General features: G+C 44.3%; 18 protein-coding genes. 14 read left to right on the plus strand and 4 right to left on the minus strand.

All coding sequences use genetic code 11. The features are described 5' to 3' along the window. Window positions 1-7: 7 nt before the first annotated feature. From OCV47_RS02645 to OCV47_RS02680, 8 genes are all read left to right on the plus strand, one after another. On the plus strand, window positions 8-2,614 hold the full coding sequence (locus OCV47_RS02645; RefSeq protein ID WP_256298641.1) for a hypothetical protein: 2,607 nt from the start codon (window positions 8-10) through the stop codon (window positions 2,612-2,614). Between the two features lie 51 nt (window positions 2,615-2,665). Beyond that, window positions 2,666-3,622 carry a YARHG domain-containing protein gene (locus OCV47_RS02650; RefSeq protein ID WP_256298643.1) on the plus strand — a complete coding sequence of 319 codons (957 nt, stop codon included), beginning with the start codon at window positions 2,666-2,668 and terminating at the stop codon, window positions 3,620-3,622. 13 nt (window positions 3,623-3,635) lie between these two features. Then, the gene (locus tag OCV47_RS02655; RefSeq protein WP_256298645.1) at window positions 3,636-4,736 is read left to right on the plus strand and encodes a hypothetical protein; all 1,101 of its coding nucleotides are present in this window, start codon (window positions 3,636-3,638) and stop codon (window positions 4,734-4,736) included. Between the two features lie 37 nt (window positions 4,737-4,773). Further along, on the plus strand, window positions 4,774-5,721 hold the full coding sequence (locus tag OCV47_RS02660; RefSeq protein WP_262653563.1) for an N-acetylmuramoyl-L-alanine amidase family protein: 948 nt from the start codon (window positions 4,774-4,776) through the stop codon (window positions 5,719-5,721). Between the two features lie 2 nt (window positions 5,722-5,723). After that, window positions 5,724-6,371 carry a CPBP family intramembrane glutamic endopeptidase gene (locus OCV47_RS02665; protein ID WP_262653564.1) on the plus strand — a complete coding sequence of 216 codons (648 nt, stop codon included), beginning with the start codon at window positions 5,724-5,726 and terminating at the stop codon, window positions 6,369-6,371. Between the two features lie 33 nt (window positions 6,372-6,404). Then, window positions 6,405-6,923: a signal peptidase I gene (lepB, locus tag OCV47_RS02670; RefSeq protein ID WP_256298651.1), complete on the plus strand. Its 519-nt coding sequence runs from the start codon at window positions 6,405-6,407 to the stop codon at window positions 6,921-6,923. 68 nt (window positions 6,924-6,991) lie between these two features. Then, a complete protein-coding gene (locus OCV47_RS02675) occupies window positions 6,992-8,368 on the plus strand; it encodes an aminopeptidase (protein ID WP_256298653.1) in 1,377 nt (458 codons plus the stop codon). Between the two features lie 104 nt (window positions 8,369-8,472). Next, on the plus strand, window positions 8,473-12,309 hold the full coding sequence (locus OCV47_RS02680) for a phosphoribosylformylglycinamidine synthase (protein WP_262653565.1): 3,837 nt from the start codon (window positions 8,473-8,475) through the stop codon (window positions 12,307-12,309). A gap of 85 nt (window positions 12,310-12,394) precedes the next feature. Here the strand turns inward: OCV47_RS02680 and OCV47_RS02685 are convergent, their stop codons facing one another. The 4 genes from OCV47_RS02685 to murC all read right to left on the minus strand — a co-directional run bounded on the left by OCV47_RS02685 (window position 12,395) and on the right by murC (window position 17,468). Next, window positions 12,395-13,564 (minus strand): ribose-phosphate pyrophosphokinase, encoded by a 1,170-nt coding sequence (locus OCV47_RS02685; protein WP_262653566.1) that lies wholly within the window; start codon window positions 13,562-13,564, stop codon window positions 12,395-12,397. 126 nt (window positions 13,565-13,690) lie between these two features. Continuing rightward, the gene (locus OCV47_RS02690) at window positions 13,691-14,689 is read right to left on the minus strand and encodes an ATP-binding protein (RefSeq protein WP_117448687.1); all 999 of its coding nucleotides are present in this window, start codon (window positions 14,687-14,689) and stop codon (window positions 13,691-13,693) included. A gap of 9 nt (window positions 14,690-14,698) precedes the next feature. Beyond that, complete coding sequence (locus OCV47_RS02695; RefSeq protein WP_262653567.1) at window positions 14,699-15,718, minus strand: DnaD domain protein; 1,020 nt, start codon at window positions 15,716-15,718, stop codon at window positions 14,699-14,701. Between the two features lie 364 nt (window positions 15,719-16,082). Further along, a complete protein-coding gene (gene murC, locus OCV47_RS02700) occupies window positions 16,083-17,468 on the minus strand; it encodes a UDP-N-acetylmuramate--L-alanine ligase (protein ID WP_262653568.1) in 1,386 nt (461 codons plus the stop codon). A 351-nt stretch (window positions 17,469-17,819) separates the two neighbouring features. Between murC and OCV47_RS02705 the strand changes: the two genes are divergently transcribed. The 6 genes from OCV47_RS02705 to OCV47_RS02730 all read left to right on the plus strand — a co-directional run bounded on the left by OCV47_RS02705 (window position 17,820) and on the right by OCV47_RS02730 (window position 26,398). Continuing rightward, window positions 17,820-19,094, plus strand: a complete 1,275-nt coding sequence (locus OCV47_RS02705; RefSeq protein WP_117448685.1) for a glucose-1-phosphate adenylyltransferase — start codon at window positions 17,820-17,822, stop codon at window positions 19,092-19,094. After that, a complete protein-coding gene (gene glgD, locus OCV47_RS02710) occupies window positions 19,091-20,209 on the plus strand; it encodes a glucose-1-phosphate adenylyltransferase subunit GlgD (RefSeq protein ID WP_262653570.1) in 1,119 nt (372 codons plus the stop codon). Before OCV47_RS02705 ends, glgD begins: the two co-directional genes overlap by 4 nt. 51 nt (window positions 20,210-20,260) lie before the next feature. Then, a complete protein-coding gene (spoVG, locus tag OCV47_RS02715; protein WP_117448683.1) occupies window positions 20,261-20,539 on the plus strand; it encodes a septation regulator SpoVG in 279 nt (92 codons plus the stop codon). 165 nt (window positions 20,540-20,704) lie between these two features. Then, window positions 20,705-21,274, plus strand: a complete 570-nt coding sequence (gene pth, locus OCV47_RS02720) for an aminoacyl-tRNA hydrolase (RefSeq protein WP_262653572.1) — start codon at window positions 20,705-20,707, stop codon at window positions 21,272-21,274. A 3-nt stretch (window positions 21,275-21,277) separates the two neighbouring features. Next, window positions 21,278-24,796: a transcription-repair coupling factor gene (gene mfd / locus OCV47_RS02725; RefSeq protein WP_262653573.1), complete on the plus strand. Its 3,519-nt coding sequence runs from the start codon at window positions 21,278-21,280 to the stop codon at window positions 24,794-24,796. Window positions 24,797-25,009: 213 nt separating this feature from the next. Next, complete coding sequence (locus OCV47_RS02730; RefSeq protein WP_262653575.1) at window positions 25,010-26,398, plus strand: peptidylprolyl isomerase; 1,389 nt, start codon at window positions 25,010-25,012, stop codon at window positions 26,396-26,398. Window positions 26,399-26,646 lie beyond the last annotated feature (248 nt).

Consider the following 26,646-nt stretch of genomic DNA (forward strand, 5'->3'; position numbering starts at 1 on the left):
GAAAGGTATGAGGAAAATAGAAACTGTTGTAGCATTTGGCATATGGGCATCGCTGGTGCTGGCAGCAGATCAGGTTGGCGCAACACAGACAGACTGGAGGGGGCAGATATGGAACGAATCGGAATGGGTGACAGGAATCGAATCAGAAGAAGAGAGCGAGAAGGAGAATCTGGACGGCTCAGGCTCCAGAGAAGAAGGGGAAAGCGAATGGGAAGACGAAAGTAATACAGAGCAGGAAACAGAGACTGAAACGGAAACAGAAAAACATCAGATTATTCTGTCAAATGTGAAAATAACAGAACCGAGACGATATTACGATGGGACAGACCGGGCAGCAGTAGAAGCACAGGTGGTCGGGCTACCGGAAGGAATGCAGATCGAGATAGAAGGAAGAACGCAAGAATCGGATGCAGGAACATGGCCAGTTGAGGTGATCGTGGCGCTGACCGGAGCAGGCAGTGAACAATATGAGGTAATACAGGAACCGTCACAGGAAGTATTAGAGGTACAGATTTTGCCAAGACCGCTTACCATTCATATCAGTAACGCCAGAAAAAGCTATTATTCCGATGTTACGATGGATAATCTGATCTTTGAAGAGAAAGAGATTGTGAAGGTTACCGGATTTCTGGAGCAGGATTGCCCAGATGGGGAAGTACCGGAAGACTTTTGCTATCCGGAACTGGAAATAGATGAAAGCATACTGTGTAAAGAAAGTCCCATGTATGAAAAGGGAAAACCGATTCATTATCGACATGCAGTTACGGTAAGAAAAAATCCAGATGGAAGTATAACCGGCAATCCGACCGGTAATTATACGTTTTATATAGAAGAAACAGAGAATGTAGAAGGCGGAGATGTAATTCTTTCAGAGGCTCCGGTGACCGGAACACTGGATTATACAATACGGTGTACGGATCCTTCTGCTATGTGGGTCGATCCCGCAGGGACTTTATGGGTGAAAGCAGGAGCACAGATACAGGTTCTGCCAGAAGATGGGAGTGGGTTTACAGATGGAAAATTATTTTCCAATCTTCAGGAAGATGGAAGTGGGGAGTTTGTCCTGACACGAAAGAATGAAAATGGTGAAATCATCGCACAATCCCAGATACGCAGTTTTTCCTGGAGGACAGACAAAGATGCACCGCAGGCAGGGCTGCTGCTTGATGGAAAGCGAGAATCTGCAGAAGGTATACATTATTTGAACAGAGATTCGCAGATAGCAGTGTCCGATCTGACTGAGTATGGAAGCGGTGTGAAAAATGTGGAACTATATGCAGCTTTTGAAGAGGAAAAGACCATCAGCGGGGAAGCTCTTTACCTGAGCCGGAGCAACTGGAAAAAAGGAACACAGCTATTCCTGAACCGGGAGGGGAGTTGCCGGATATGGATCCGGCTGGAGGATATGGTAGGAAATGTTCGCTATCAGTGCAGTGGAGAAATTGTGATGGATCGGATGGCACCAGAGCTGCAGTTTGAACAGATCACAGCCGGCAGTGCGAATAATGGAAAAGTGACGCCCGTCTGTGTGATGAAAGATAGGAATCTGAAGAGAGACAGCCTGAAGCTGACCCTGACCGGATTCCAAAATGGAGAGCGGAGAGTCGTGTGGAACAAGACAGACAGAGAAAGTCTGGAAGAACTGGCATTGCAGATGGAAAATCTTCCGGAAAAACGTGAGTGGGATGATGTCTATACATTAAAGGCAGAGGCAGAAGATCTGGCCGGAAATCACAGCAGCAGGGAAATCCATTTTTCGGTGAACAGATTTGGTTCCGTGTATTATATAGATGATGTGACCAGAGAACAGACAGAGCAGTTCTATGTGGCCAGTCCGGCCAGCCTTAAAATTTATGAGGTAAATGTAGACTATCTGACGGAATCTGGAATTCTTCTGGGACATGAGGGGGAAACCAGACAACTGAAACGGGGAGTGGATTATACCGTAAAGAAGGAGGGAAATGACGGAACCTGGAAAAAGTATTGCTATACGATATCAGATGTCTGCTTTCAGGAAGAAGGACGGTATTACCTGATCTGTGCCAGCGAGGATCGAGCTTGGAATACCGGGGATAATCGTATGGGAAAACAGAAAATAGAATTTGCGGTAGATAAAAGTGCGCCATTTATTTTACTTACAGGAGTGGAAGCAGAAGGCGTTTATCAAATGTCGGAGAGAAAGGCTGTATTGGAGTGCAGAGACAATCTGGCATTGAAGGAAGTGACAGTGTGGCTGAACGGGAAAAAGATAAGAGAAAATACACAGGAAGAGCAGGAAATCATATTAGAGAAGGCGCAGGACTGGCAGACTCTCCGGGTTGTGGCAGTAGATAAAGCAGGAAATCAGAAAGATACCGGAGAAATACCATTCTGGATCGGAGAGTCCAGGCAGGTACCTGAACGAAAGAAAGGGAGTGACATTACAATACAGAAAAAAGAATCTGTTTCAGAAGAAAAAGAGGGAAAGGGGGAGACTGATGCGATGGATAGGACAGACAAAAAAAGAGAAGAGGAGGCAGAAAAAAGCACAGGGAAAAACTGGGTAATTATGCCTGGAATTGTTGTATTTACGGCATTATTGGCAATTTTATTCCTTAGAAAAAGGGAGAAATAATGGACAATTGAAACAGTATGTGTTATGATCCTTACCAAGAGGTGAGGAAAAATGTCTAATAAGAGGAAATTAACTACCATCCTGGCAGTAGCAGGTGCGACAGTACTTGCAGCAGGTGGAAGTGCATTTGTGACCAATGCCGGTTTATCCGTAGTAGATCCAGATGCATCCAAGAGCCAGGGGTCCGAAGTGGCAATAAATGAAAAAGAAACCGAATTGCCGATGACGGTAGAAAAATTTGCGGCTACCAAAGATTCTTTTACGGTAAAGCCACAGTCAGATTCTGATAAGAAAAATGGAAAGAATTCTGATAAAAACGAAGAAAGTGAACAGGAAACAGACAGTACAGATGGCAGTACCCGGAGCGATGCCACTACGGGAGACGGATCTTCCACAGGAAGTGGTGCATCTACAGATTTTTCATCCAGCCAGTACTATAGTGCAGATGGAAAGTTCTATAATGAAAGCGAAGGCGGCTATTATGATGACAATGGCCTGTACCATGATCAGTGGGGCGGTTATTATTCTGCTGATGGAGCATATTATGATGGACAGGGTGGTTACTGGGATGGCGATGGCTATCACAGCACCGGATCTGGAAGCAGCTCCACGGGAAGCAGTTCATCCGGAAGCAGCTCCACGGGAAGCAGTTCATCTGGCGGAAGTTCTTCTGGTATTACGATCGATGACGGCAGTGGAAGCACTTCAGGCGGCAGTTCGTCAGGAAGCAATTCAGGAGCTTATGATGACAGCTATATGATGTATGATGTGGATTCCCGTTACATTTCCGCAGATGAGCTCAGCAGCTGGTCTTCAGAGGATCTGGCAAAGTTGAGAAACGAGATCTTTGCCCGTCACGGAAGAATCTTTAAGACACAGAAATGGATTGATTATTTTGCAACAAAGACATGGTATGTACCACGGTATGACAATGTGGATTCTATGTTAAATGACTATGAATGGGCAAACCTGGATGTCATTTTGAAGCTGGAAGACCAGAGAAGTTAGGAGGGTACGTAGTATGGCAGAGAAAGAAAATCAACAATATAAATGGAGACAAAGGAAAAAGAGAAATACACTGTTGGCAGCATGGATCATTGCAGTGATCATTGTGGCAGCAGCGATTACCTTTGTTGTCGATGGTACAAAGAATGGCAATCCACTGAATGTGGCAAAGCGTTATGTGGAGAATGTGATAGGAGTCTCTGATTATCAGGTAGAGACAGGAGCACGCTCTCTGAATAATGATAATCAGTTTGTACAGGAATATAAGTTTACTTATACCGCAGATGGAAAAGAAGTTACCAAGACCATTAATATGCTGCAGCAGAGCAATAAGCGGTTTGGACTGTTTGACCAGTGGGGAATAGATGGTGAAGCAGCAGGAAAGACCATAGATCTGGAGCTGATTGCCCCTGTAGGTTCCCAGGTGCTGGTAAATGGTGTGGCTCCAGATGCATCCTCTGTAAAGGAAGATGAGAATCTGTCACCGGGAGCTGTCTGCTATGCACTGACCGGTGTGAAAGCACAGGACAGCAAAGTGCAGGTAAATGGTCTTCCATTTGACTCTTATGAGACAACGATTGATCCATCCACTACGGTTTTGGATGTACGTGAACAGCTGGTAGTAGGGGAAAATGCACAGACCCAGATGACTGAGATGGCCAAGACAATGATCAATGAATTATTTACTGCAGCAGTGCAGGAAAAAGGTGCCAGTTCTTTAAGCAGTCTGTTTACGCAGGCAGCGAATAAAGACAACCTGTATAAAGCAATTCATGATAATCTGTTTCAGGATAAGACACTGAAGGTTAAGAGTATTACATTCAGTGATTTTAAGCCGACTTTTGGAGATGTATATTATCCGGGAAAAGAAGAAGAAAGTTACATCGGTATGGAGATGACGCTTTCTTATACCTGCTCTTATGAACCGACTGACGGACAGGAAGCAGAGAGTGAGTCTGAGACAGAGACCGAGGCAGAAACACAGGAATCTGAGACCAACACATCTGAGACAGAAAAGGGCAATGGGAATTCTGCAACAAAGGAAGCAAAATTCTACTTTAAATATGTAAATGGAAATTGTACAGTAACTACGATAGAAGTTCCGAATGCAATTTAGTATAAGAGGTCCGTTTGGACAGGAGTCAAAAAGAAGAATGAAAAAGAAAAAATTTGCAGCGTTTTTTACGGCACTGGCAGTTGGCGTATCGGGTATGGTACCAGTCAGTGCCATGCTGTCAGAGGATGAGCAGAAGGCTGCTTATATCGAAAAGGCAGTAAAAGAAGCACTGAGTGCACAGACAGAAGCTACGACAGAACAGCAGAAGGAAGACGAAACCGAAGCTGAGACGGAAACAGAGTCAGAGACAGAAGAAAAAACAGAAACAGCTGCAGAAGAGGAAGAAACTTCGGAAGCAGAGACGGAGAATGAGACAGAGAAAGCTGCCAGCCAGGATGAAAAGATCATCGTAGCCATTGATGCATCTCATCAGGAAAAAGGCGGTGATCTGGAGGAAGAAGAACCAATAGGACCGGACGCAGAAGAAAAGGCAAAAGGGTTCAGTGAAGGAACCAGCGGAACAGTATCCGGTCTGACAGAAGCAGAACTGAATCTTTCTGTTGCTGAGAAATTAAAGAAGCAGCTGGAAGACCGGGGATATGAAGTCTATATGACCAGGGATAATAAGGAATCAGATCTGAGCGAATCGGAGCGTGCAAAGAATGTGAATGCTTCCGGGGCACAGATTCTGATCAGTCTTCATGCTAATGGAGGAGAAGACAGCACAGAGAATGGTGTAGAAGTAATGGCACCTTCTTATGAGAATCCGTACTGGAAGGACAGAACAGGTAATATAAAAAAGAGCAATGCATTGGCAGATATTATTCTGCAGTCCTATTGTGAGGAGACCGGGCTGAATGCAAAGGGACTTTACAATGTGGACAACCAGATCTTGTTGAACTGGAGTGAGATCCCGTCAGTAGTGTTAGAGATGGGATTCATGTCCAATGAATCAGACGATGCCTATATGGCAGAAGAAGAACATCAGCAGAAGATGGCAGATGGTATTGCGGATGGCATAGATCTCTATTTTGGGAGGTCCTGATAATGGATAAAGTCATACAGGCAGGTGCCAGGGTACTGGGACCGGTTGTGATCCATTTCTTTGCTATCAATATAGTACAGATGATGGGGCTGCATGCAGATGCAGCCTTTCGCGTAACTATAACAGCAGTGCTGGTACTTCCGATTTATCTGTGGATGATGAAAACAGATGGTTATGAACAGCAAAAGAAAAGCAGATTTACGATTTGGAATGGAATATTCGTAGTGCTGTTGGCCATGATAGTAAATGCGATTCTTACCGGCGTGATGAACGCAGTATTTGCACTGCTTGAGCTGTATGATAAAGAAGAAATAATGGTCAGCACGGCACAGGATTCACTTTTTCAAAGTAATATACTGATGCAGATCATTGGTGTGGGAGTGATTGCTCCTATTATGGAAGAAGTATTATTCAGAGGTCTTGTTTATCATCGTCTAAAGGATTATAATAAAGGATGGTTGTCAATCATTCTGGCAGCTGGGATGTTTGCCGTATATCATGGCAATCTCCGGCAGGCAGTGGCTGCATTTCCGATGGCTGTGATCATGATTTTACTGTATGACAGATGGAATTCCATTTTAGCTCCGATTCTGTTTCATATAACGGTGAATCTCAGCTCGATTCTGGCAACAGCAGCACTGAGGGTTTGACAGATGATCAGAAACGAGAAAAAGGAGAAACAAATGAAGAAAGAAATATTAAGCTGGATCGGATGCTTTGTAGTAGCGATACTGGCAGCATTGTTTATTGTCACATTTGTAGGACAGAGAGTACAGGTAGATGGACATTCGATGGAGGACACACTTCAGGACAGAGACAATCTGATCTGTGATAAGCTGTCTTATCGTTTTACAGATCCGGAAAGGTTTGATATTGTCGTTATTTATCCGGATGATCAGAAGGATAAACGCTGGATCAAACGTATTATTGGTTTACCTGGAGAGACAGTGCGGATCGATGAAGAAGGAAATATTTATATCAACGGTGAGATTCTGGATGAGGATTATGGAAGAGAAGTGATTCAGGATCCCGGTCTGGCAGCGCAGGAGATTACACTGGGAGAGGATGAATACTGGTGCATGGGAGATAACCGGAATCACAGCAGTGACAGCCGTGTGATTGGCCCAGTACCGAGAAGTCATATTCTTGGAAAAGCATTTGTACGGATCTATCCGTTTAGCAAGTTTGGACTGATTCACTGATGTGGGATGACTTGGAAAGCTACTCCCACATAACAATAAAGGAACAGATAATGGAGATGTGAACAAAAATGGAAAGAAAAAATGTATGGACCAGTTACGGAAAAAAGGAACTGGCAGAGCTGGAAAAACTGAATAAGAATTACCGTCATTTTCTGGATAATGGGAAGACAGAAAGAGAATGTGTCAAGGCCGCAGTGAAGCAGGCAAAAAAAGAAGGGTTCAAAGACCTGAAGGAGGTCATCCGTTCCGGCGAAAGGCTTCAGGCCGGTGACCGTGTATACGATGTGTTTATGGAAAAGGCAATTGCCCTGTTTATCATCGGAAGCAAGGATATCGAAAAAGGAATGAATATTCTTGGAGCCCATATTGATTCTCCTCGTCTGGATCTGAAGCAGAATCCACTGTATGAAGATACAGAACTGGCTTATCTGGATACCCATTACTATGGTGGAATCAAGAAATATCAGTGGGTAACCATTCCTCTGGCACTGCACGGCGTAGTTGCAAAAAAGGATGGCAGTGTAGCAGAGATCAATATTGGAGAGGAAGAAGATGATCCGGTATTCTGTATTTCTGATCTGCTGATTCATCTGTCCGGTGAACAGATGGAGAAGAAAGCGGCAAAAGCAGTGGAAGGAGAAGCACTGAATCTCCTGATTGGTAATATTCCACTGAAAGAGGAAGAAAAAGATGCTGTGAAGAAAAATGTATTGAATCTGTTAAAGGAGAAATACGACATAGAGGAAGAGGATTTCCTTTCCGCAGAGCTGGAAGTGGTTCCGGCAGGTAAAGCAAGAGAATGTGGTCTGGACCGCAGCATGATTCTTGCTTATGGACAGGATGACAGAGTGTGTGCTTACACCTCATTAGAAGCTATCCTGGATATGAAAAAAGTGAAACGTACAGCATGCTGTATCCTGGTAGATAAAGAAGAGATCGGAAGCGTAGGTGCGACTGGCATGCAGTCCAGATTCTTTGAAAACACAGTAGCAGAGCTTCTGAACTGTATGGGTGTATATTCTGACCTTACTTTAAGAAGAACATTGGCCAATTCTAAAATGCTTTCTTCTGATGTAAGTGCTGCATATGATCCGGAATACGCATCTGTATTTGAAAAGAAAAATGCAGCATATTTTGCAAAAGGAATTGTTTTCAATAAATATACAGGTTCCAGAGGAAAGTCTGGTTCTAATGATGCCAATGCAGAGTATATGGCAGAACTGCGAAAAATTCTGGAGAAGCATAACGTGGCATTCCAGACAGCAGAACTGGGGAAAGTTGATATCGGTGGCGGCGGAACCATCGCTTATATCCTTGCTTTATACGGAATGCAGGTAATCGATTGTGGTGTAGCAGTCATGAGCATGCATGCACCATGGGAGATTGTCAGCAAAGCAGATGTTTATGAAGCAAAGAAGTGTTATATGGCATTTCTTGCTGAGTAGTTAGTGACAGAACGTAATTGTCCGGAGCCTGTGGTAAATATCTGGTAATGCAGGCTTTCGGAGCATTTACAAATAAACAACATGGAGAAAACATGGAGGAGCTTATGAGTAACGTAAGAAGAGTTTATGTGGAGAAAAAACCGGCATATGCAGTGCAGGCCAAAGAATTGAAACATGAAATCCGAAGCTATCTGGGAATTGATAACATGACGGGAGTAAGGGTACTGATCCGTTATGATGTGGAAAATATTTCTGATGAAGTATTTGAGGCAGCATGCAAGACGGTATTTTCAGAGCCACCGGTAGACCAGTTATATCGCGAAAGTTTTGAAATGGGATCAGAAGACAGAACTTTTTCTGTAGAATATCTTCCAGGACAGTTCGATCAGAGAGCAGATTCGGCTGTTCAGTGTGTCAAGTTCCTGAAGGAAGATGAAGATCCGGTTATTCGTTCTGCAACAACGTATGTAATTGAAGGAAAGATCACAGATGATGAGTTCGCAGCAATTAAGAGCTATTGCATCAATCCGGTGGATTCCAGAGAGACGGATATGAAAAAGCCGGATACTCTTGTTACGGTATTTGATGAGCCAAAAGATGTCATGATTTTTAACGGTTTCACAGAGATGCCAGAGGCGGCCTTAAAGGACCTCTATGATTCTCTGAATCTTGCCATGACTTTTAAAGATTTCCAGCATATTCAGCATTATTTTGAAGGAGAAGAAAAAAGAGATCCAAGCATGACAGAGATTCGTGTGCTGGATACCTATTGGTCTGATCACTGTCGCCATACCACATTTTCCACAGAGTTAAAGAATGTGGAATTTGGGGAAGGAGATTATAAAAAGCCTATTGTAGGTACTTATGAAAAGTATCTGGCAGATCGTGCAGAGATCTTTAAGGGAAGAGATGACAAGTTTGTCTGCCTGATGGATCTGGCATTGATGGCGATGAGAAAGCTGAAAAAAGAAGGTATGCTGGATGATCAGGAAGAGTCTGATGAGATCAATGCCTGCAGTATTGTTGTTCCGGTAGAGATTGATGGTGAAGTAGAAGAATGGCTGGTAAATTTCAAGAATGAAACACATAACCACCCAACAGAGATCGAACCGTTTGGTGGTGCAGCGACTTGTCTTGGTGGAGCTATCCGAGATCCGTTATCAGGAAGAACTTATGTATATCAGGCAATGCGTGTAACAGGTGCGGCAGATCCTACAGTCTCTGTGAAAGATACTTTGAAGGGTAAGCTGCCTCAGAAGAAGCTGGTACGTCAGGCGGCTCATGGATATTCTTCCTATGGTAACCAGATCGGTCTGGCAACCGGATATGTAAAAGAAATCTATCATCCGAATTATGTAGCAAAGAGAATGGAGATCGGAGCCGTTATGGGTGCCGCTCCAAGAAAAGACGTAAAGAGACTGACATCAGATCCTGGAGATATCATTATCCTGCTTGGTGGCCGTACCGGACGTGATGGTATCGGTGGAGCAACCGGTTCTTCCAAAGTACATACAGAGAGTTCTATCGAAGTATGTGGAGCCGAAGTACAGAAAGGTAATGCACCTACAGAACGAAAGATTCAGCGTATGTTCCGCAGACCGGAAGTTAGTCGTCTGATTAAAAAATGTAATGACTTTGGTGCCGGTGGTGTATCCGTTGCTATCGGAGAACTGGCAGACGGACTCCAGATTTATCTGGACAAGGTACCGAAAAAATATGCCGGACTGGATGGAACGGAAATCGCCATTTCCGAATCCCAGGAGCGTATGGCAGTTGTAGTAGATCCGGCAGACGTGGAAGAATTCCTGAAATATGCCAGGGAAGAAAATCTGGAAGCTGTAGAGGTGGCAGTTGTTACGGAAACACCGAGACTGGTGCTGATCTGGAGAGATAAAGAGATTGTAAATATCAGCAGAGCTTTTCTGGATACCAACGGTGCACACCAGGAGACAAATGTATTTGTAGAGATTCCATCTGAAAAAGATAATTATTTTGCAAAAGAGTCCGTAGCAGATGTAAAAGAAAAATGGCTGGAGGATCTGGCAGACTTAAACGGATGCTCCCAAAAGGGACTTGTGGAGATGTTCGACAGTTCTATCGGGGCTGGCAGTGTGCTGATGCCTTATGGTGGAAAATATCAGCTGACAGAGACGCAGGCCATGGTAGCAAAGCTTCCAGTACTGAAAGGTAAGACCGATACAGTAACGATGATGGCTTATGGATTTGACCCATATCTGTCCAGCTGGAGCCCATATCACGGAGCTGTTTACGCAGTACTGGAGTCCGTAGCCAAGATCGTAGCAGGTGGTGGAGACTATAAGAAGATCCGTCTGACATTCCAGGAATACTTCCGTAGAATGAGCGAGGATCCAAAGAGATGGAGTCAGCCGTTTGCAGCACTCTTAGGTTCTTATGAAGCACAGCTGGGATTTGGACTTCCATCTATCGGTGGAAAAGACTCCATGTCCGGTACCTTCAATGAGATTGATGTACCACCGACACTGGTGTCTTTTGCAGTGGATGTAGCCAGTGACAAGACGATGATTTCCCCGGAACTGAAAAAAGCAGGAAATAAGCTGGTTCTGTTCCAGATTGAAAAAGATGCATATGATCTGCCAGTATATGAACAGGTAAAAGATCTCTATGGCAAGTTCTTTGGGGACGTAAAGGCAGGAAAGATCGTATCAGCTTATACACTGGATGGCAAGGGTGTGGCTCTGGCAGTATCCAAGATGGCATTTGGTAACGGTCTGGGTGTACAGTTAAATGATACACTGGAGAAAGATACCCTGTTTGCACCTGGATTTGGTGATCTGGTTGCAGAAGTACCGGCAGAAGAAGTGGATAAACTGACGGCAGGTGGTATCGTGATCGGTGAAGTGACAGATACACCAGTGCTGGCTTATAAAGATGTGAAGATTACACTGGATGAAGCTCTGGAAGCATGGAAAGGTACTCTGGAGAAGGTATTTAAGACAGTATCTGGAGAACAGGGCGGAACCGCATTCCTGGGCGAAGAGACAGCATCTGATGGTCCTACAGCAGTATTTATGTGTGTGAAGCCAGAAGATAAAGACGCAGTGATCGAGAATGGTGTATATAAGACACAGAATATTTACGTCTGCAAACATAAAGTAGCACAGCCTCGTGTCTTCATTCCGGTATTTCCGGGAACAAACTGTGAATACGACAGTACGAAGGCCTTTGAACGTGCAGGTGCAGAGGTAGATGTAAAAGTATTCAAGAACCTGACTGCTGAAGACATCCGCGACTCTGTAGAGATTTTTGAGAAAGCGATCAATCAGGCACAGATCATCATGTTCCCAGGAGGATTCTCCGCAGGTGATGAACCAGATGGATCTGCCAAGTTCTTTGCTACAGCATTCCAGAATGCAAAGTTAAAAGAAGCAGTAACGAAGCTGTTAGAGGAAAGAGACGGTCTGGCACTGGGTATCTGTAATGGATTCCAGGCATTGATTAAACTGGGACTGGTTCCGTATGGTGTGATCACAGGACAGAAAGAAGACTCTCCGACCCTGACCTTCAATACTATTAACCGTCACATCTCTAAGATGGTTTATACAAAAGTCGTAAGCAACAAATCTCCATGGCTGCAGTTGGCTACACCTGGAGCAACTTACTGTAATCCTGCTTCCCATGGGGAAGGCCGTTTCGTTGCGCCAAAAGAATGGATCGAGAGACTGTTTGCCAATGGACAGGTAGCTACCCAGTATGTGACACCGGATGGAGAACTGGACATTAACAATGAAGAGTGGAATGTAAACGGTTCTTATATGGCTATTGAAGGTATCACAAGTCCGGATGGACGTGTCCTCGGTAAGATGGCACATTCTGAAAGACGAGGTGAATCGGTAGCGATCAATATCTATGGAGAACAGGATCTGAAGATCTTCGAATCCGGAGTAAAGTACTTTAAATAATAGAATGCACGCTCAGCGAACATTTATAAAAAACAGGCATCGGATATGATGCCTGTTTTTTATAATAGTAAATTGTGTATAAATTTTATTTATTATTCTTTGCAAGGAATCTGTTGATACGATCCAGAGGATTCAGCAGATGACTGATGGATTCATCATGATTCAGTGTATCAATGATATAAGCAAGATATTTGCTCAGGTCGCAGCTGGTATAGTAAGGACGTGAGAGCAGTTCAGGTGTCTGATATACCAGGTTGGTGGTAAGAAGATAGTCAAATACACCCTGTTCATAAGCTTTATCAAACTTCTCCATACCATTGGTGAAGAGTCCGAAGGTAGAGCAAAGGAAGATGCGGTTTGCCTTCAGCTCTTTTAATTCAGCGGCTACTTCCAGAATACTGTCACCAGATGAGATCATATCATCCACAATGACCATATCTTTGCCGGCTACGTTAGATCCAAGGAATTCGTGGGCAACGATCGGGTTGCGGCCATCCACAATTCTGGAATAATCACGGCGCTTATAGAACATACCCATATCCAGTCCAAGTACGTTGGCCATATAAATAGCACGTCCCATACCGCCTTCATCCGGGCTGATGATCATCATGCTGTCCTTGTCGATATGAAGACCAGGTGCAGCTTTGAAAAATCCCTTAATAAACTGGTAGACAGGCTGTACAGTCTCGAATCCGTGAAGCGGAATGGCGTTCTGAACACGAGGGTCATGGGCATCAAAGGTAATGATGTTATCTACACCCATTTTAGTAAGTTCCTGAAGAGCCAGTGCGCAGTCCAGAGACTCACGACCGTTTCTCTTATGCTGACGACCTTCATATAAGAATGGCATAATAACGTTGATTCTCTTAGCCTTTCCTTCAGCAGCAGCAATGATACGCTTCAGATCCTGGTAATGATCGTCTGGAGACATATGGTTTATATGGCCGCTGAGAGAATAAGTCAGGCTGTAATTGCAGACATCCACGAGGATGTAGAGATCGTCCCCTCTGACAGATTCTGTGATAATACCTTTGGCCTCTCCAGAACCAAAACGTGGAACTTTCGCATTAATCACGTAGCTTTCTTTTTCATATTCTTTTAATGCAACGGATCTTTTCTGGGCATGCTCCCGTTCGTGTCTCCAGGAAACGAGATGCTTATCTACCTTCTTTCCTAGTTCGCTGCAGCTGGCCATTGGGATGATCCCCAGTGGTCCAACAGGTATAGAATCAAGATTACAAAATTCTGCCTGCATAATTCATCCTCCAAAAATATTTTATCAAATTGCCTTATCATTTGTTGTAAATATTGGTGGTAACTGCTATCCCTATAACTTGCGCAGTTAATCTCATCTTTAGTATAAGTAGAAATATTTATTTATTCAAGACTTTTTAGCAGAAAGCCTTTGGACTTTTTTCTGTACGCGGATGTCTTTACCAAAAAGTTTCAACATGGTATATCCGTTAGAGATACGAGAAAAAATACGCTCGGAATAAGCGGAAGCGAAAGACTCCAACGGAAGATTTGTAGAAATAATGGTAGACTTCTGGTTGATCAGACGTTCATTGATGCAGGAGAACAGTTCTGCATTCACGAAAGAGTTCGTCAGCTCGGTACCCAGATCGTCAATGATCAGCAGATCACAGTCATAGATATGCTCTGTGGAATCCACTTTCTCACTGGTACGGTTGAATCGTTTGTCCGCAAAATTCTGAAACAGTTCCTGAGCGGAAAAATAGATGACTGAATGAGTGGTATCCAGCAGTTCCTTTGCAATACAGTGGGAGAGGAATGTCTTTCCAACACCGGTATCGCCGTAAAAGAACAGATTGGAAAAAGTCTGATCAAAATCACGGATAAACTGGTGACAGATATCGGTTACACGATGAATGCGCTCCAGAGAAGTCTTACCGGAGGCATCTTTGATCTCATTTGAATAATAGTCATAAGAAAAAGTAGAAAAATTCTCTTCTTCCAGAATCCCCTGTAAATTGGACTGTGTGTATAAAAGATCAATTTCGGCTTTTTTAAAGCACTGGCATTTTTGATTGCCAATATAACCGGTATCTTTGCAATGTGGGCAGGTATAAGTCAGCTCCAGATAATCGGATGGATAACCTCCTTTTAGTAAAATAGCTGCACGCTCCTGGCTCAGACAGTGAATGTGCTCCTTCAGACGTTCCAGAGCCTGTTCATCTCCGCCAAGCAGCTGTCTGCCGCATGTCACGCTTTCTGAAGCAATCTGAGCCTGAATCTCCTGAAGACGTGGAAAACGCTGATAAGCGTCCTGAATCCGATCGTCCAGTTCATGCCGGTGCAGGGACTGCAGACGTTGATAGTCCCGCATAATTGCATCATATTGTGAATTGTTCAGAGCCATAAATCCTCCTTAGCAGTCCAGAAGCTGCTGCTCCAGCTGGTCAAAATCATAATTACGCTGTGGAAAACCGAACTTGTCAGAGGCATTGGAAGGAGCAGCGTTCTGACGCTTCGGAACCCGTGCAGCTGGCTTTGGCAGCTGGTTAATGTCCGATGCATGGCGGACGCCCTTCGACTTCCATTCCTGAAGTATACGGTCAGCGTATTCAAAACTAGGTGTGTGAATACGGGTTATGGTGCGATTTACTGCTTCCAGAATAATGTCTGTGGTAAATCCATATTCCTGAAACCAGATAGCCATGAAATCAGCTTCTGCCTTTGCCGGACCACGGCCACGAATGCCGAAAGCATTCAGGATGGTGTAATAATCCCGGTGGTAAAAAGTGCTGTCTTCTTTCGCTTCTTTTACAGTAGTGACACCACGGGCAGCCCATTCCAGGGCAACCTTACGAATATAGTTTATGCTGCGTTTTCCCTTGGAGACGCAGTATTCGATCAGATATTCAATCAGATCCGAAGAAAAATGTAGTTCGTCATAAAAATAAAGAATGTGATTCACTTCGGTACTGCTCAGCTGCTTTGCCAGGTACTGCTCGGCGATATATAGCAGCTGTTTTACCTCTTCCTGGCTGGAAAGTTCCTTCTTGCGGTCAGCTGACACAGTGATCTTTGCCGGAGAATTCTGGAGATCCACAAAAGAAGAAGCATATTGATTCAGACGCTTCTGTGGATCAGAAACCATATTCTGGTTATCCACAAAGGTGATATCCGTCAGTGTACCGTCAGCGTCATAAGTAAGCTGCAGAATATGAAGTCGTTCCCAGTAGGAAAGGGCACGCCGTACATCATTCTCAGTATGATTCAGCGCATCAGCAATAGAAGAGATGGTCAGTTCCATATCGCTGGTGGAACAGCGGAGCAGATAAAGATACACTTTTACAAATTCTCCATTTGCAGAAATCATGTAATTGTCGATAAACTGGTTCTGTACCAGTGTGAAATCATTTACAGCATATTTATGTAGAATCACTTTTTTCACCTTCCGGAAGATTGGGCGTTACGCTCGCTGTCGTAATGCGCAGTAAATAATAGATCGCCTGTTGACTAATTTAGATGCCGGTTTCCCCGGCTCAACCAGTATAACACAGCTTTTTTGAAAAGAAAATAAGGACTTTTGCCCGTAAAAGTTGTAAACATAAAGTGTGGATAATGTGGATAATGTGGACAGATTAAAATGTCGGAATTGTACGAAAAATTCTGAAAGTCGAAAAAACATTGTATTTACGGGGAAAAGTCGAAGTGAGTCGATTTCTGTAGAAAAAGAAAAAAGGCAAAAAAAATCCACATGTGTCTATACACAAAACTGTGTATAAACATGTGGATAATGTGGATAATTATTTCCCTAACAGGTTTTCGCCCACTTTTACAATATCTCCGGCACCCATAGTTATCAACAAATCGCCCTGAGTACAATTTTCCAGTAAAAATGTTTCAATTTCATCAAAAGATGGAAAATAGTAAGCTTCGCAGCCAAGATCCAGCAGTTTCTGTTGAAGAGTCCGGGAACTGATTCCCAGTGTGTCGGTCTCTCTGGCTGCATAGATGTCAGCCAGAACCACCTTATCAGCCAGAGAAAGGGCAGAGGCAAAGTCATCCATCAAAGCCTTTGTTCTGGTGTAGGTGTGGGGCTGGAAGACGCACCACAGAGTGTGATGTTCGCACTTCTGTGCGGCCTGGAGTGTGGCACGGATCTCAGTTGGATGATGAGCATAGTCGTCTACAATGGTGACACCACCGATTTCGCCCTTGTGCTGGAAGCGACGTTCGGTACCGCCGAACTCATTCAGACCCTTTTGCATATCTGCAACAGGAATTCCAATCAGGTCTGCCAGAGCCAGTGCAGCAACAGCGTTATCCACATTGTGGCTGCCTGGAACATGGAGTACAAAATGTCCCATATTTTCAGAACCATGCATCAGATCGAAAGAGCCGCAGGCCAGTGCATCGTAAGAAATATTTGCGGCATAGTAGTCAGCCTGTGCAGAAGCATTCATATCATAGTAAACTACCTTACAGTTCAGACCGCTTGTGATGGCTTCCACATTTGGAATCGCTTTGTTAATAATCAGAGTTCCGTCAGACGGAAGCTTTTCTGCAAAGAGTCGGAATGAGTGACGGATATCATCCAGATCTTTAAAGAAATCCAGATGGTCCGCATCGATATTCAGGATGATGCTGATCTTTGGGAAAAAGTCAAGAAAACTGTTGGTATATTCACAGGCTTCTGTCACAAAAATACGATCAGAACCGACACGGATATTACCATGAATAGCAGGAAGAATACCGCCAACGGAAATGGTTGGATCCGTATCTGCGGCCAGCAGAATATGGGATACCATAGAAGTCGTGGTGGTCTTGCCGTGGGTACCGGATATGGCAATTGGCAGCTGATAATTAGCCATAAGCTGTCCCAGAAGCTCAGCACGGGTCAGCATTGGAAGGCCTCTTCTGACGCATTCTGCATATTCTGGATTATCCGGATGAATCGCAGCGGTATAAACCACCAGATCGATACTGTCTTCGATATTTTCGGCTTTCTGTCCGTAGAAAATCTTTGCTCCGGAGGAAGTCAGCCATTTGGTCAGGTCGGACTCTCCACGGTCAGAACCAGATACCGTGAAACCACGATCCAGAAGAATAGCAGCCAGACCGCTCATGCTGATGCCGCCGATTCCGATGAAATGTACATGAACCGGTGACTGAAAATCTATCTTATACATAAAGAAATCTCCTTCAAATGATTTAATTTTGTCCTGAATCTGTGAAGATACAGAACACATACAACGCTTTTATCATACCGCAAATCCTGAAAAAAAGAAAGTGTAGTGGGGGAAATAGTATAAATTAAACAAAAAAGCAGAAGCAGATTTGGCGTGTAATTACAAAAGATGCGGAAAAAAGGCGCATTTTGTAGAAAAATGTAGAATAAACAAAGACGAAATATATAAAAGAACATAAAAAAAAATAGATTTATTGTAAAAAATGTTCACGAAACAGGAATGCTGTGATATAATAAATCTACAAATTATCCATGAGAGGGACTACGTAAAATAACAGCAAGAGGTGATAAGGTGATTAAAAAAGAAATGATTGCCATGCTTTTGGCCGGAGGGCAGGGCAGCCGCCTTGGGGTACTGACATCAAAGGTTGCAAAACCGGCCGTTACGTTTGGCGGAAAATACAGGATCATTGATTTTCCGTTAAGCAATTGTATTAATTCAGGAGTAGATACTGTAGGGGTTCTGACACAATATCAGCCATTGAGGCTGAATACCCATATCGGAATTGGTATTCCGTGGGATCTGGACCGGAATATTGGAGGAGTCAGTATACTGCCTCCGTATGAGAAACCGGTGGATACCGAATGGTATACAGGAACAGCCAATGCGATTTATCAGAACCTGAATTATATAGAGATGTTTCATCCGGAATATGTACTGATTCTCGGTGGAGATCATATCTATAAGATGGATTATGAAGTGATGCTGGATTTCCACAAGGCAAGTCAGGCGGCAGTTAGTCTGGCCGTTATGCCGGTACCATGGGAGGAGGCCAGCCGTTTTGGAGTGGTAGTGACGGATGAGACCAGCCGCATTACCGAGTTCCAGGAGAAGCCAGAGGAGCCAAAGAGTAATCTGGCATCCATGGGAATCTACATATTTACCTGGAGTGTCTTAAAAGAAGCATTACTGGCGAATAAGGATGTACCGGAGTGCGACTTCGGCAAACATATTATCCCATATTGCAGAGCGCAGGGACAGAAGATGGTGGCCTATGAGTACAATGGCTATTGGAAGGATGTGGGAACGTTAAGTTCCTACTGGGAAGCCAATATGGAACTGATCGACATTATCCCAGAGTTCAATCTATATGAAGAATTCTGGAAGATCTACACCAGCGGTGATATTATACCGCCACAGTATATTTCAGAGGATGCTCAGATTCACCGCTGCATTATCGGAGATGGCACAGAGATCTGCGGACGGGTGGAGAATTCCATCATAGGTGCAGGGGTTGTGATTCAAAAAGGTGCGGTAGTAAAGGATTCGATCATTATGAAAGGCACCGTGATAGAAGAAAATGCAGTAGTGGAAAAGGCGATTATTGCAGAGAATACCAGAGTAGGAGCAGGATGCGTACTGGGCTGCGGTGAAGAGAAGCCGAATCGGTACAAGCCTGAAGTTTATACAGATGGTCTGGTTACGATAGGAGAAGACAGCGTGATTCCGGCAGGTGTCCGAATCGGAAAAAATACAGCGATTATCGGAAAAACAGAAGCTGCGGATTATCCTGAAGGCATATTAGAGAGCGGCGAATCAATCATAAAGGATGGTGACGAAGCATGAGGGCAGTTGGAATTATTTTAGCTGGCGGGAACAGCGAAAAGATGCAGGAGTTATCTTATAAAAGAGCGATTGCGGCAATGCCTGTGGCAGGAAGTTACCGAAGTATAGATTTTGCACTGAGTAATATGACCAATTCTGGCATTCAGAAAGTAGCCGTTCTGACGCAGTACAATTCCAGATCTCTGAATGAACATTTAAGTTCTTCTAAATGGTGGGATTTCGGACGGAAGCAGGGTGGTCTGTATGTATTCACCCCAACGATTACCGTGGAGAATGACAGCTGGTACCGGGGAACGGCAGATGCTATTGCGCAGAATCTGGATTTCCTGAGACAGTGTCATGAACCATACGTAGTGATTGCTTCAGGAGATGGCGTCTACAAGCTGGATTATGGACGTGTTCTGGAGTATCATATTGAGAAAAAGGCAGATATTACGGTAGTATGCAGCAATCTTCCGCAGGGAGATAATATCACCAGATTTGGAGTTGTCAGAATGAATCCGGACGGCAAGATTACCGATTTTGAGGAGAAACCGGAAAGTGCCCATGGTGATATGGTATCTACAGGAATCTATATTATTCGAAGACGGCTGCTGATTGAGCTGCTGGAAAAAGCGCAGCAGCAGAATCGGTTTGATTTTGTAAAGGATATTCTGGTTCCATACCGTACTTTGAAGAGGATGTATGGATATCGTATGGATACTTACTGGAGAAACATTTCTACAGTAGATGCCTATTACCAGACAAATATGGATTTTCTTAAGCCGGCCATCCGAGATTATTTTTTCCGGCAGTATCCGAATGTGTATTCTAGAATCGAGGACCTGCCTCCGGCCAAGTATAATCCGGGTGCAGCAGTGAAGAACAGTCTGGTATCGTCAGGCTGTATCATCAATGGAACGGTGGAGAATAGTGTACTGTTCAAAAAAGTATATGTAGGAAATGACTGTACCATTAAGAACTCCATTATCCTGAATGACGTGTATATTGGAGATCATACACATATTGAGAACTGTATCGTGGAAAGCAGAGGAACGATACAGGCAGATTCCTCTTATATTGAAAAAGAGGGAATCAGAATTGTAGTGGAAAAAAACGAACGATATATCCTGTAAGGAAGCAGATTCGTTTTTTCATACAAAAGCAAAAAATGAGAGGGTAGATTTATGATTATCACAGATGTAAGAGTTCGCAAAGTCGCAAAAGAAGGAAAGATGAAGGCAGTGGTTTCCATTACCATTGATGATGAATTTGTAGTTCATGATATAAAGGTAATTGAAGGCGAAAAGGGATTATTCATCGCCATGCCAAGCAGAAAGGCATCCGATGGAGAGTATAAGGATATTGCACATCCGATTAATTCAGCTACAAGAGAGAAGATCCAGAAGATCATTCTGGAAAAATATGAGGCGGTTGCCGAAGAAGAAACAGCAGCTGAGGAATAAGAAAAAGGAACCCCGTCAGAAAGTGGCGGGGTTCTTTTTTCTGTGCCTTGGCACATTCTGCGTTATATGCTATGATAATCTTTATGAGATAACAGAAAAGAGGTAACTGTTCAGAACCGGCTGTATCTGTGAAGGTGCTGAACAGTTACGAAATGAGGAGAAAAGATGTACATTATTGCAGGACTGGGAAATCCAGGAAGAGAATATGCCAACACCAGACATAATGTGGGATTTGATACGGTGGATGTACTGGCTGACCGTTACCGGATTGAGATAGAGACAAAGAAACATAAGGCACTGATCGGAAAGGGCATCATAGAAGGACAGAAAGTGATTCTGGCCAAGCCACAGACTTATATGAACCTAAGCGGAGAGAGTGTCCGGGAACTGGTGGATTTTTATAAGATTGATGAGACAACAGAACTGATCATTATTTACGATGATATCAGTCTGAATCCGGGACAGATCCGCATACGTTTAAAGGGAAGTGCCGGTGGACATAATGGAATCAAAAGTATCATCCAGCATCTGGGAGGTCAGGAATTCCCGCGTATTAAAGTTGGGGTAGGAGAAAAGCCAGTGGGCTATGATCTGGCAGATTATGTACTGGGGCATTTCACCGGCGATGATAAATATGAGATAGAAAATGCCAAAAAACGAGCTGCAGACGCAGCAGTTATGATGATCTGCGGGGCTGCAGAGAAGGCAATGAATGAGTTTAACAGGAAGGTATAAGATATGAGAGCTTTCACGGCACCACTGGACAGTCTGGAAGAATATGGACAGATAAAGGAAAGAATAAAGAAGAACCAGGGGGTGCTGCAGGTATCTGGATGCATTGATTCCCAAAAGTCACATTTTATATATTGCATCGGAGAAAATTATGGTCAGAAATTGATTCTGACCTACAGCGATCTGCGTGCCAGAGAAATCTACGAAAATTATCGGTTCTTTGATCGAAATGTATTGATTTATCCGGCTCGTGACCTGATGTTTTATAATGCGGATATCCAGAGCCACCAGATCGGCATGCAGAGGATGATGGTGCAAAAAAGCCTTATGGAAGAGGAAGATATCACGGTGATTGCCACACTTCCAGCCTGTATGGAACGGATTCTGCCGCTTGCCTATGTGCAGGAGCATGTACTGGAGTTTCAGAATGACAGCAGCCTGGATCTGCAGAAGTTATCTGCTCAGCTGGTGGAGATGGGATACGAGAAGATGCCTCAGGTGGAGGCAGTGGGCCAGTTTTCTATTCGAGGTGGCATTGTTGATGTGTTTCCGCTGACGGAAGAGAATCCAATTCGTATCGAACTGTGGGGGGATGAGATTGATTCCATCCGCAGTTTTGACAGCTTAAGCCAGAGATCCATTGAGAATCTGGATTCCATCCGGATCTATCCTGCTAATGAAGTGCTGGTCAGTATGGAGCAGGCCAGCAAAGCCATGGAGAAGATTCGTCAGGAAGGCAAAAATCAGGAAGCTGTTTTCCGGCAGAGTATGCGCACGGAAGAGGCCTTTCATATTAAAACGCTGGTCGGAGAGATCCAGGAAAAACTCATGGATCTTCAGGAACGTAAGGGCCTGGATAACCTGGTACCGTATTTTTACCAAAAGACAGTATCCTTTCTGGATTATTTAAAAGAAGATGCCATGATTTTTCTGGATGAACCGAATCGAATCAGTCAGGAAGGATCCGCAGTAGAAAAAGAATTCGCGGAGAGTATGGAAAATCGTCTGAATAAGGGATATATTCTGCCCTCCCAGACAGAACTGCTTTATGGTTGTATGGAGATCATTGGGCGGCTGAATCGGAGAAACTGTCTGGGTCTGTGTATTATGGACGTGCCGAGAGATGAGTGGAATATTTCCGGTACTTACAGTATGACGGTACGGTCGGTGAATTCTTATCACAACAGCTTTGAGCAGCTGGTGAAGGATCTGCAGAAGTGGAAAAAAGAAGGATACCGCATAGCATTGCTGTCAGCTTCCAGAACCAGAGCGAAGCGGCTGGCTTCGGATCTGCAGGAGTATGAGCTGAACAGTTTTTATTCGGATGACCGGGATCGGGAGATTCAGCCGGGAGAAATCATGGTGACTGATGGCAATCTGCATCATGGCTATGAATATCCGCTGATCCATTTTGCGGTATTGACAGAAAGTGATATTTTTGGAAGAGAAAAGAAAAAACGAAAGAAACGTCATACTTATGAAGGTACGAAAATTCAGAGCTTTACAGACCTAAATGTGGGCGATTTTGTGGTGCATGAAAGTCATGGACTGGGCATTTACCGGGGTATTGAGAAGATTGAAGTAGATAAGGTCATCAAAGACTACATGAAGATTGAATACAGCGGTGGCAGCAATCTCTATGTACTGGCCACGCAGTCCGATGTGATCCAGAAATATGCCGGTGCAGATGCAAAGCCGCCGAAGCTGAATAAGCTGGGTGGTCAGGAATGGAACAAGACGAAGACCCGTGTTCACAAGGCGGTGCAGATCGTGGCACAGGATCTGGTGAAACTCTATGCGGCCAGACAGGAAAAGCAGGGATTTGTCTATGGTCCTGACACTGTATGGCAGCGAGAGTTTGAAGAAATGTTCCAGTTTGAGGAGACCGATGATCAGCTGCTGGCGATAGCGGATACCAAGAAGGACATGGAGAGTACCAAGATCATGGATCGTCTGATCTGTGGAGATGTGGGATTTGGAAAAACAGAGGTAGCCATCCGTGCGGCATTTAAGGCAGTGCAGGAGGATAAACAGGTGGTGTATCTGGTTCCAACTACGATTCTGGCGCAGCAGCATTACAATACCTTTGTACAGCGAATGAAGGATTTCCCGGTGCGGGTAGATCTGTTGTGCCGTTTCCGCACACCGGCAGAACAGAAAAAGACACTGGAGGATCTGAAAAAAGGCGCAGTGGATATCCTGATAGGTACTCATCGTGTGTTGTCGAAAGATGTGAAGTTCAAAGATCTTGGCCTGCTGATTGTGGACGAAGAACAGCGCTTCGGTGTAACTCATAAAGAAAAGATCAAACAGCTGAAGAATAATATCGATGTGCTGACGTTGACGGCAACACCGATTCCAAGAACTCTCCACATGAGTCTGATCGGAATCCGTGACATGAGTGTGCTGGAGGAAGCACCGAATGAACGACAGGAGATCCAGACCTATGTGTGCGAGTATAACGAAGAGATGATCCGGGAAGCCATTAGCAGGGAGCTGAATCGGGGTGGGCAGGTTTATTATGTCTACAACCGGGTCAATACGATTGTGGAGATGAGTAATACCATTGCGAAGCTGGTGCCGGAGGCAAATGTGGCCTTTGCACATGGTCAGATGAAGGAACGGGAACTGGAACGGATCATGTATGACTTTATCAATGGTGACATTGATGTACTGGTGTCTACGACGATTATTGAGACAGGACTGGATATCTCCAATGTCAATACCATGATTATTCACGATGCCGATACCATGGGACTGTCTCAGCTGTATCAGCTGCGTGGCCGTGTAGGCCGTTCCAACCGGACAGCCTATGCATTTCTCATGTATAAACGCAATAAGATGCTCAAGGAAGTGGCAGAGAAGAGACTTTCTGCCATTCGTGAATTTACAGAACTGGGAAGTGGATTTAAGATTGCCATGCGGGATCTGGAGATCCGTGGAGCAGGAAATCTCTTGGGAGAAGCGCAGCATGGACATATGGAGGCTGTAGGATACGATCTGTATTGCAAGATGCTGAATGAATCTGTCCGGGAGCTGAAAGGTGAGCAGCAGATTCAGGAAAAATATGAGACGGTGATGGATCTGGATATTGATGCGTATATCCCGGATAAATACATACGCAATGAATATCAGAAGCTGGATATCTACAAGCGGATTGCCATGATAGAGAGCCGGGAAGAACAGGATGATATGCTGGAAGAACTGCTGGATCGTTTTGGGGAACCGCCGAGGGCAGTGCAAAATCTTCTGTCGATTGCCCGGCTGAAGGCAGAAGCCCATCAGGCCTTCATTACAGAAGTGACCCAGAAGGGCGATTTTATTAAGCTTGTGATGTATGAAAAGACCCAGGCAGATCCGAAGAAGATCGAACAGATGGTACAGAAATATCAGGGAAAGATGAAGTTCGTCATCGATACAAGACCGTATTTCCTGTACACCAAGCCGAGAAAGTCGGCAAAAGATAATAAAGATGTGCTGGAACTGACACGGGAGATGATCGAGGATATTGCAGGGATTTCGTAATTAGATGTATACGGTTGTATACAGGGGAAATTGAACTAAACCGTCCGCGGAAAAGAAGAAACAAGCTGTCTCCGGGGTCAAGTAGCGGATATACAGAATGAAAGTAGTCCTGGGATTACAAAAATGATTGCGGCATAGCGGAAAAAGAGCTATACTTGATAACAGGTATGGGCTGCAGGCCCAATGATGAATGAGATATAAAGGAGAATCAAGATGAGTAAATATGGAAAACGAATTCTGGCAGCGGGTATGTGTGCGAGCATGGCGATGGGACTGCTGACAGGTTGTTCTTCTTCAAATGATGAGGTTGTAGCAAAAATGGGAGATACCAAGCTGACGCTGGGAGAAGCAAACTTTATGCTTCGTTACAGCCAGGCACAGACACAGAGTTATCTGGGTGCCATGTTTGGAGAGGGAACCAACGTATTCCAGCAGGATCTGACCGGAAGCGGACAGGCCTACGGTGAGACTGTAAAAGAAAGTGTCCTGAATGATCTGAAGGACATGACGATTCTGGAACAGCACATGAGTGATTACAATGTGGAACTGACAGATGAAGACAAAGCTGCGATTGAAGAAGCTGCGAAGCAATTTATTGCAGATAACAGCAAGGATGTATTAAAAGAGATGTCTGCTACTGAAGAGACGGTAAGCAGAATTCTGACATTATATACCATTCAGAGCAAGATGGAAACAGCAATCGAGGCAGATGTAGATACGGAAGTTTCTGATGAAGAAGCAGCACAGAAGACCATTCAGTATGCATACTTCACCATTCCGGAGACTGAGAGCGAGACAGAAGATGCTACAGAAGCAACAAGTGCAGATGAAAGCGCAAGCGAAACAGAGACAGGAACAGAAGCCGTAAGTGAAACAGAGACAGAAACAGAAGCCACAAGCAAATCTGAAACCGTAGCAGAAACGGAGACAGAAGCCACAAGCGAAACAGAAGCAGCCAGCGAAGCTGCTTCAGAAGAAACATCTGAGGATACCACAGAATCCGAGACGGAAGAAAGTGCAGAAAAGAAAGAGACCAGAGAGACTGTACAGGGCATCATTGATGCAGTACAGGGTGGTGAGACGCTGGAAGATGCAGTCAAGGCAGCAGATGAAAGCAAGAGCCTTACAAGCTATTCTTACGGTGCAGATGAAGAGACTCTGAATGAGAATCTGAAGAACGCAGCAGATGCCTTGTCAGATGGAGAGATCGCATCAGAACCAGTAGAAGGCGAGAATGGCTTCTATGTAGTGCAGATGGTAAGTACCTTTGACCGTGATGCAACGGATCAGAAAAAAGAAGAGATCATCAAAGACAGAAAGAAAGAACTCTACGACAACAAGATTGCAGAATGGGATACAGAGTCCTTTGATATCAATGAAAAAGTATGGGATAAGGTAACATTTGAAGAAATCTTCACCCTGAAGCAGGAAGAAACCGAGAGTGAGACCGGAACAGAAAGTGCTTCAGAAGCAAGTACAGATACAGAAGGGATCAGCGAAGCAGAATCTGCTTCGGAGACAGAAGGAGTGACAGAAGCTGCAAGTGAGACGGAGAGTGTGGCAGAAGAAACCGAGAGCGAAATACAGTCTGAGGCAGAATAACATCGGTGTGGCTCATTTTAGAGCCACACCACTTTTTTGTTTTCGCAGGATTTCTTCTATGAGATCGACGATATGGGCGGCAGCTTCTACCGGTGGAATGTCGTAACGGCTGAGCCATTGGGAGCCATTGGGGACGTGTAAAAGTGGCTTTTTGAAAACTCTGTTCCTGTGTCTTGAGTATTTTTCAGAAGTTATTTATAATAAAAAAAGTAACTATTCAGACTTCACTGTGAAGGGTACTGAACAGT

This window comes from Muricoprocola aceti (assembly GCF_025567005.1).
GTDB classification, from domain to species: domain Bacteria; phylum Bacillota; class Clostridia; order Lachnospirales; family Lachnospiraceae; genus Marvinbryantia; species Marvinbryantia aceti.

Coding starts and splice junctions, on each gene's coding strand:
- OCV47_RS02645 (WP_256298641.1), top strand. CDS start 8: ATGAGGAAAATAGAAACTGTTGTAGCATTTGGCATATGGGCATCGCTG.
- OCV47_RS02650 (WP_256298643.1), top strand. CDS start 2,666: ATGTCTAATAAGAGGAAATTAACTACCATCCTGGCAGTAGCAGGTGCG.
- OCV47_RS02655 (WP_256298645.1), top strand. CDS start 3,636: ATGGCAGAGAAAGAAAATCAACAATATAAATGGAGACAAAGGAAAAAG.
- OCV47_RS02660 (WP_262653563.1), top strand. CDS start 4,774: ATGAAAAAGAAAAAATTTGCAGCGTTTTTTACGGCACTGGCAGTTGGC.
- OCV47_RS02665 (WP_262653564.1), top strand. CDS start 5,724: ATGGATAAAGTCATACAGGCAGGTGCCAGGGTACTGGGACCGGTTGTG.
- lepB (WP_256298651.1), top strand. CDS start 6,405: ATGAAGAAAGAAATATTAAGCTGGATCGGATGCTTTGTAGTAGCGATA.
- OCV47_RS02675 (WP_256298653.1), top strand. CDS start 6,992: ATGGAAAGAAAAAATGTATGGACCAGTTACGGAAAAAAGGAACTGGCA.
- OCV47_RS02680 (WP_262653565.1), top strand. CDS start 8,473: ATGAGTAACGTAAGAAGAGTTTATGTGGAGAAAAAACCGGCATATGCA.
- OCV47_RS02685 (WP_262653566.1), bottom strand. CDS start 13,564: ATGCAGGCAGAATTTTGTAATCTTGATTCTATACCTGTTGGACCACTG.
- OCV47_RS02690 (WP_117448687.1), bottom strand. CDS start 14,689: ATGGCTCTGAACAATTCACAATATGATGCAATTATGCGGGACTATCAA.
- murC (WP_262653568.1), bottom strand. CDS start 17,468: ATGTATAAGATAGATTTTCAGTCACCGGTTCATGTACATTTCATCGGA.
- glgD (WP_262653570.1), top strand. CDS start 19,091: ATGAGGGCAGTTGGAATTATTTTAGCTGGCGGGAACAGCGAAAAGATG.
- spoVG (WP_117448683.1), top strand. CDS start 20,261: ATGATTATCACAGATGTAAGAGTTCGCAAAGTCGCAAAAGAAGGAAAG.
- pth (WP_262653572.1), top strand. CDS start 20,705: ATGTACATTATTGCAGGACTGGGAAATCCAGGAAGAGAATATGCCAAC.
- mfd (WP_262653573.1), top strand. CDS start 21,278: ATGAGAGCTTTCACGGCACCACTGGACAGTCTGGAAGAATATGGACAG.
- OCV47_RS02730 (WP_262653575.1), top strand. CDS start 25,010: ATGAGTAAATATGGAAAACGAATTCTGGCAGCGGGTATGTGTGCGAGC.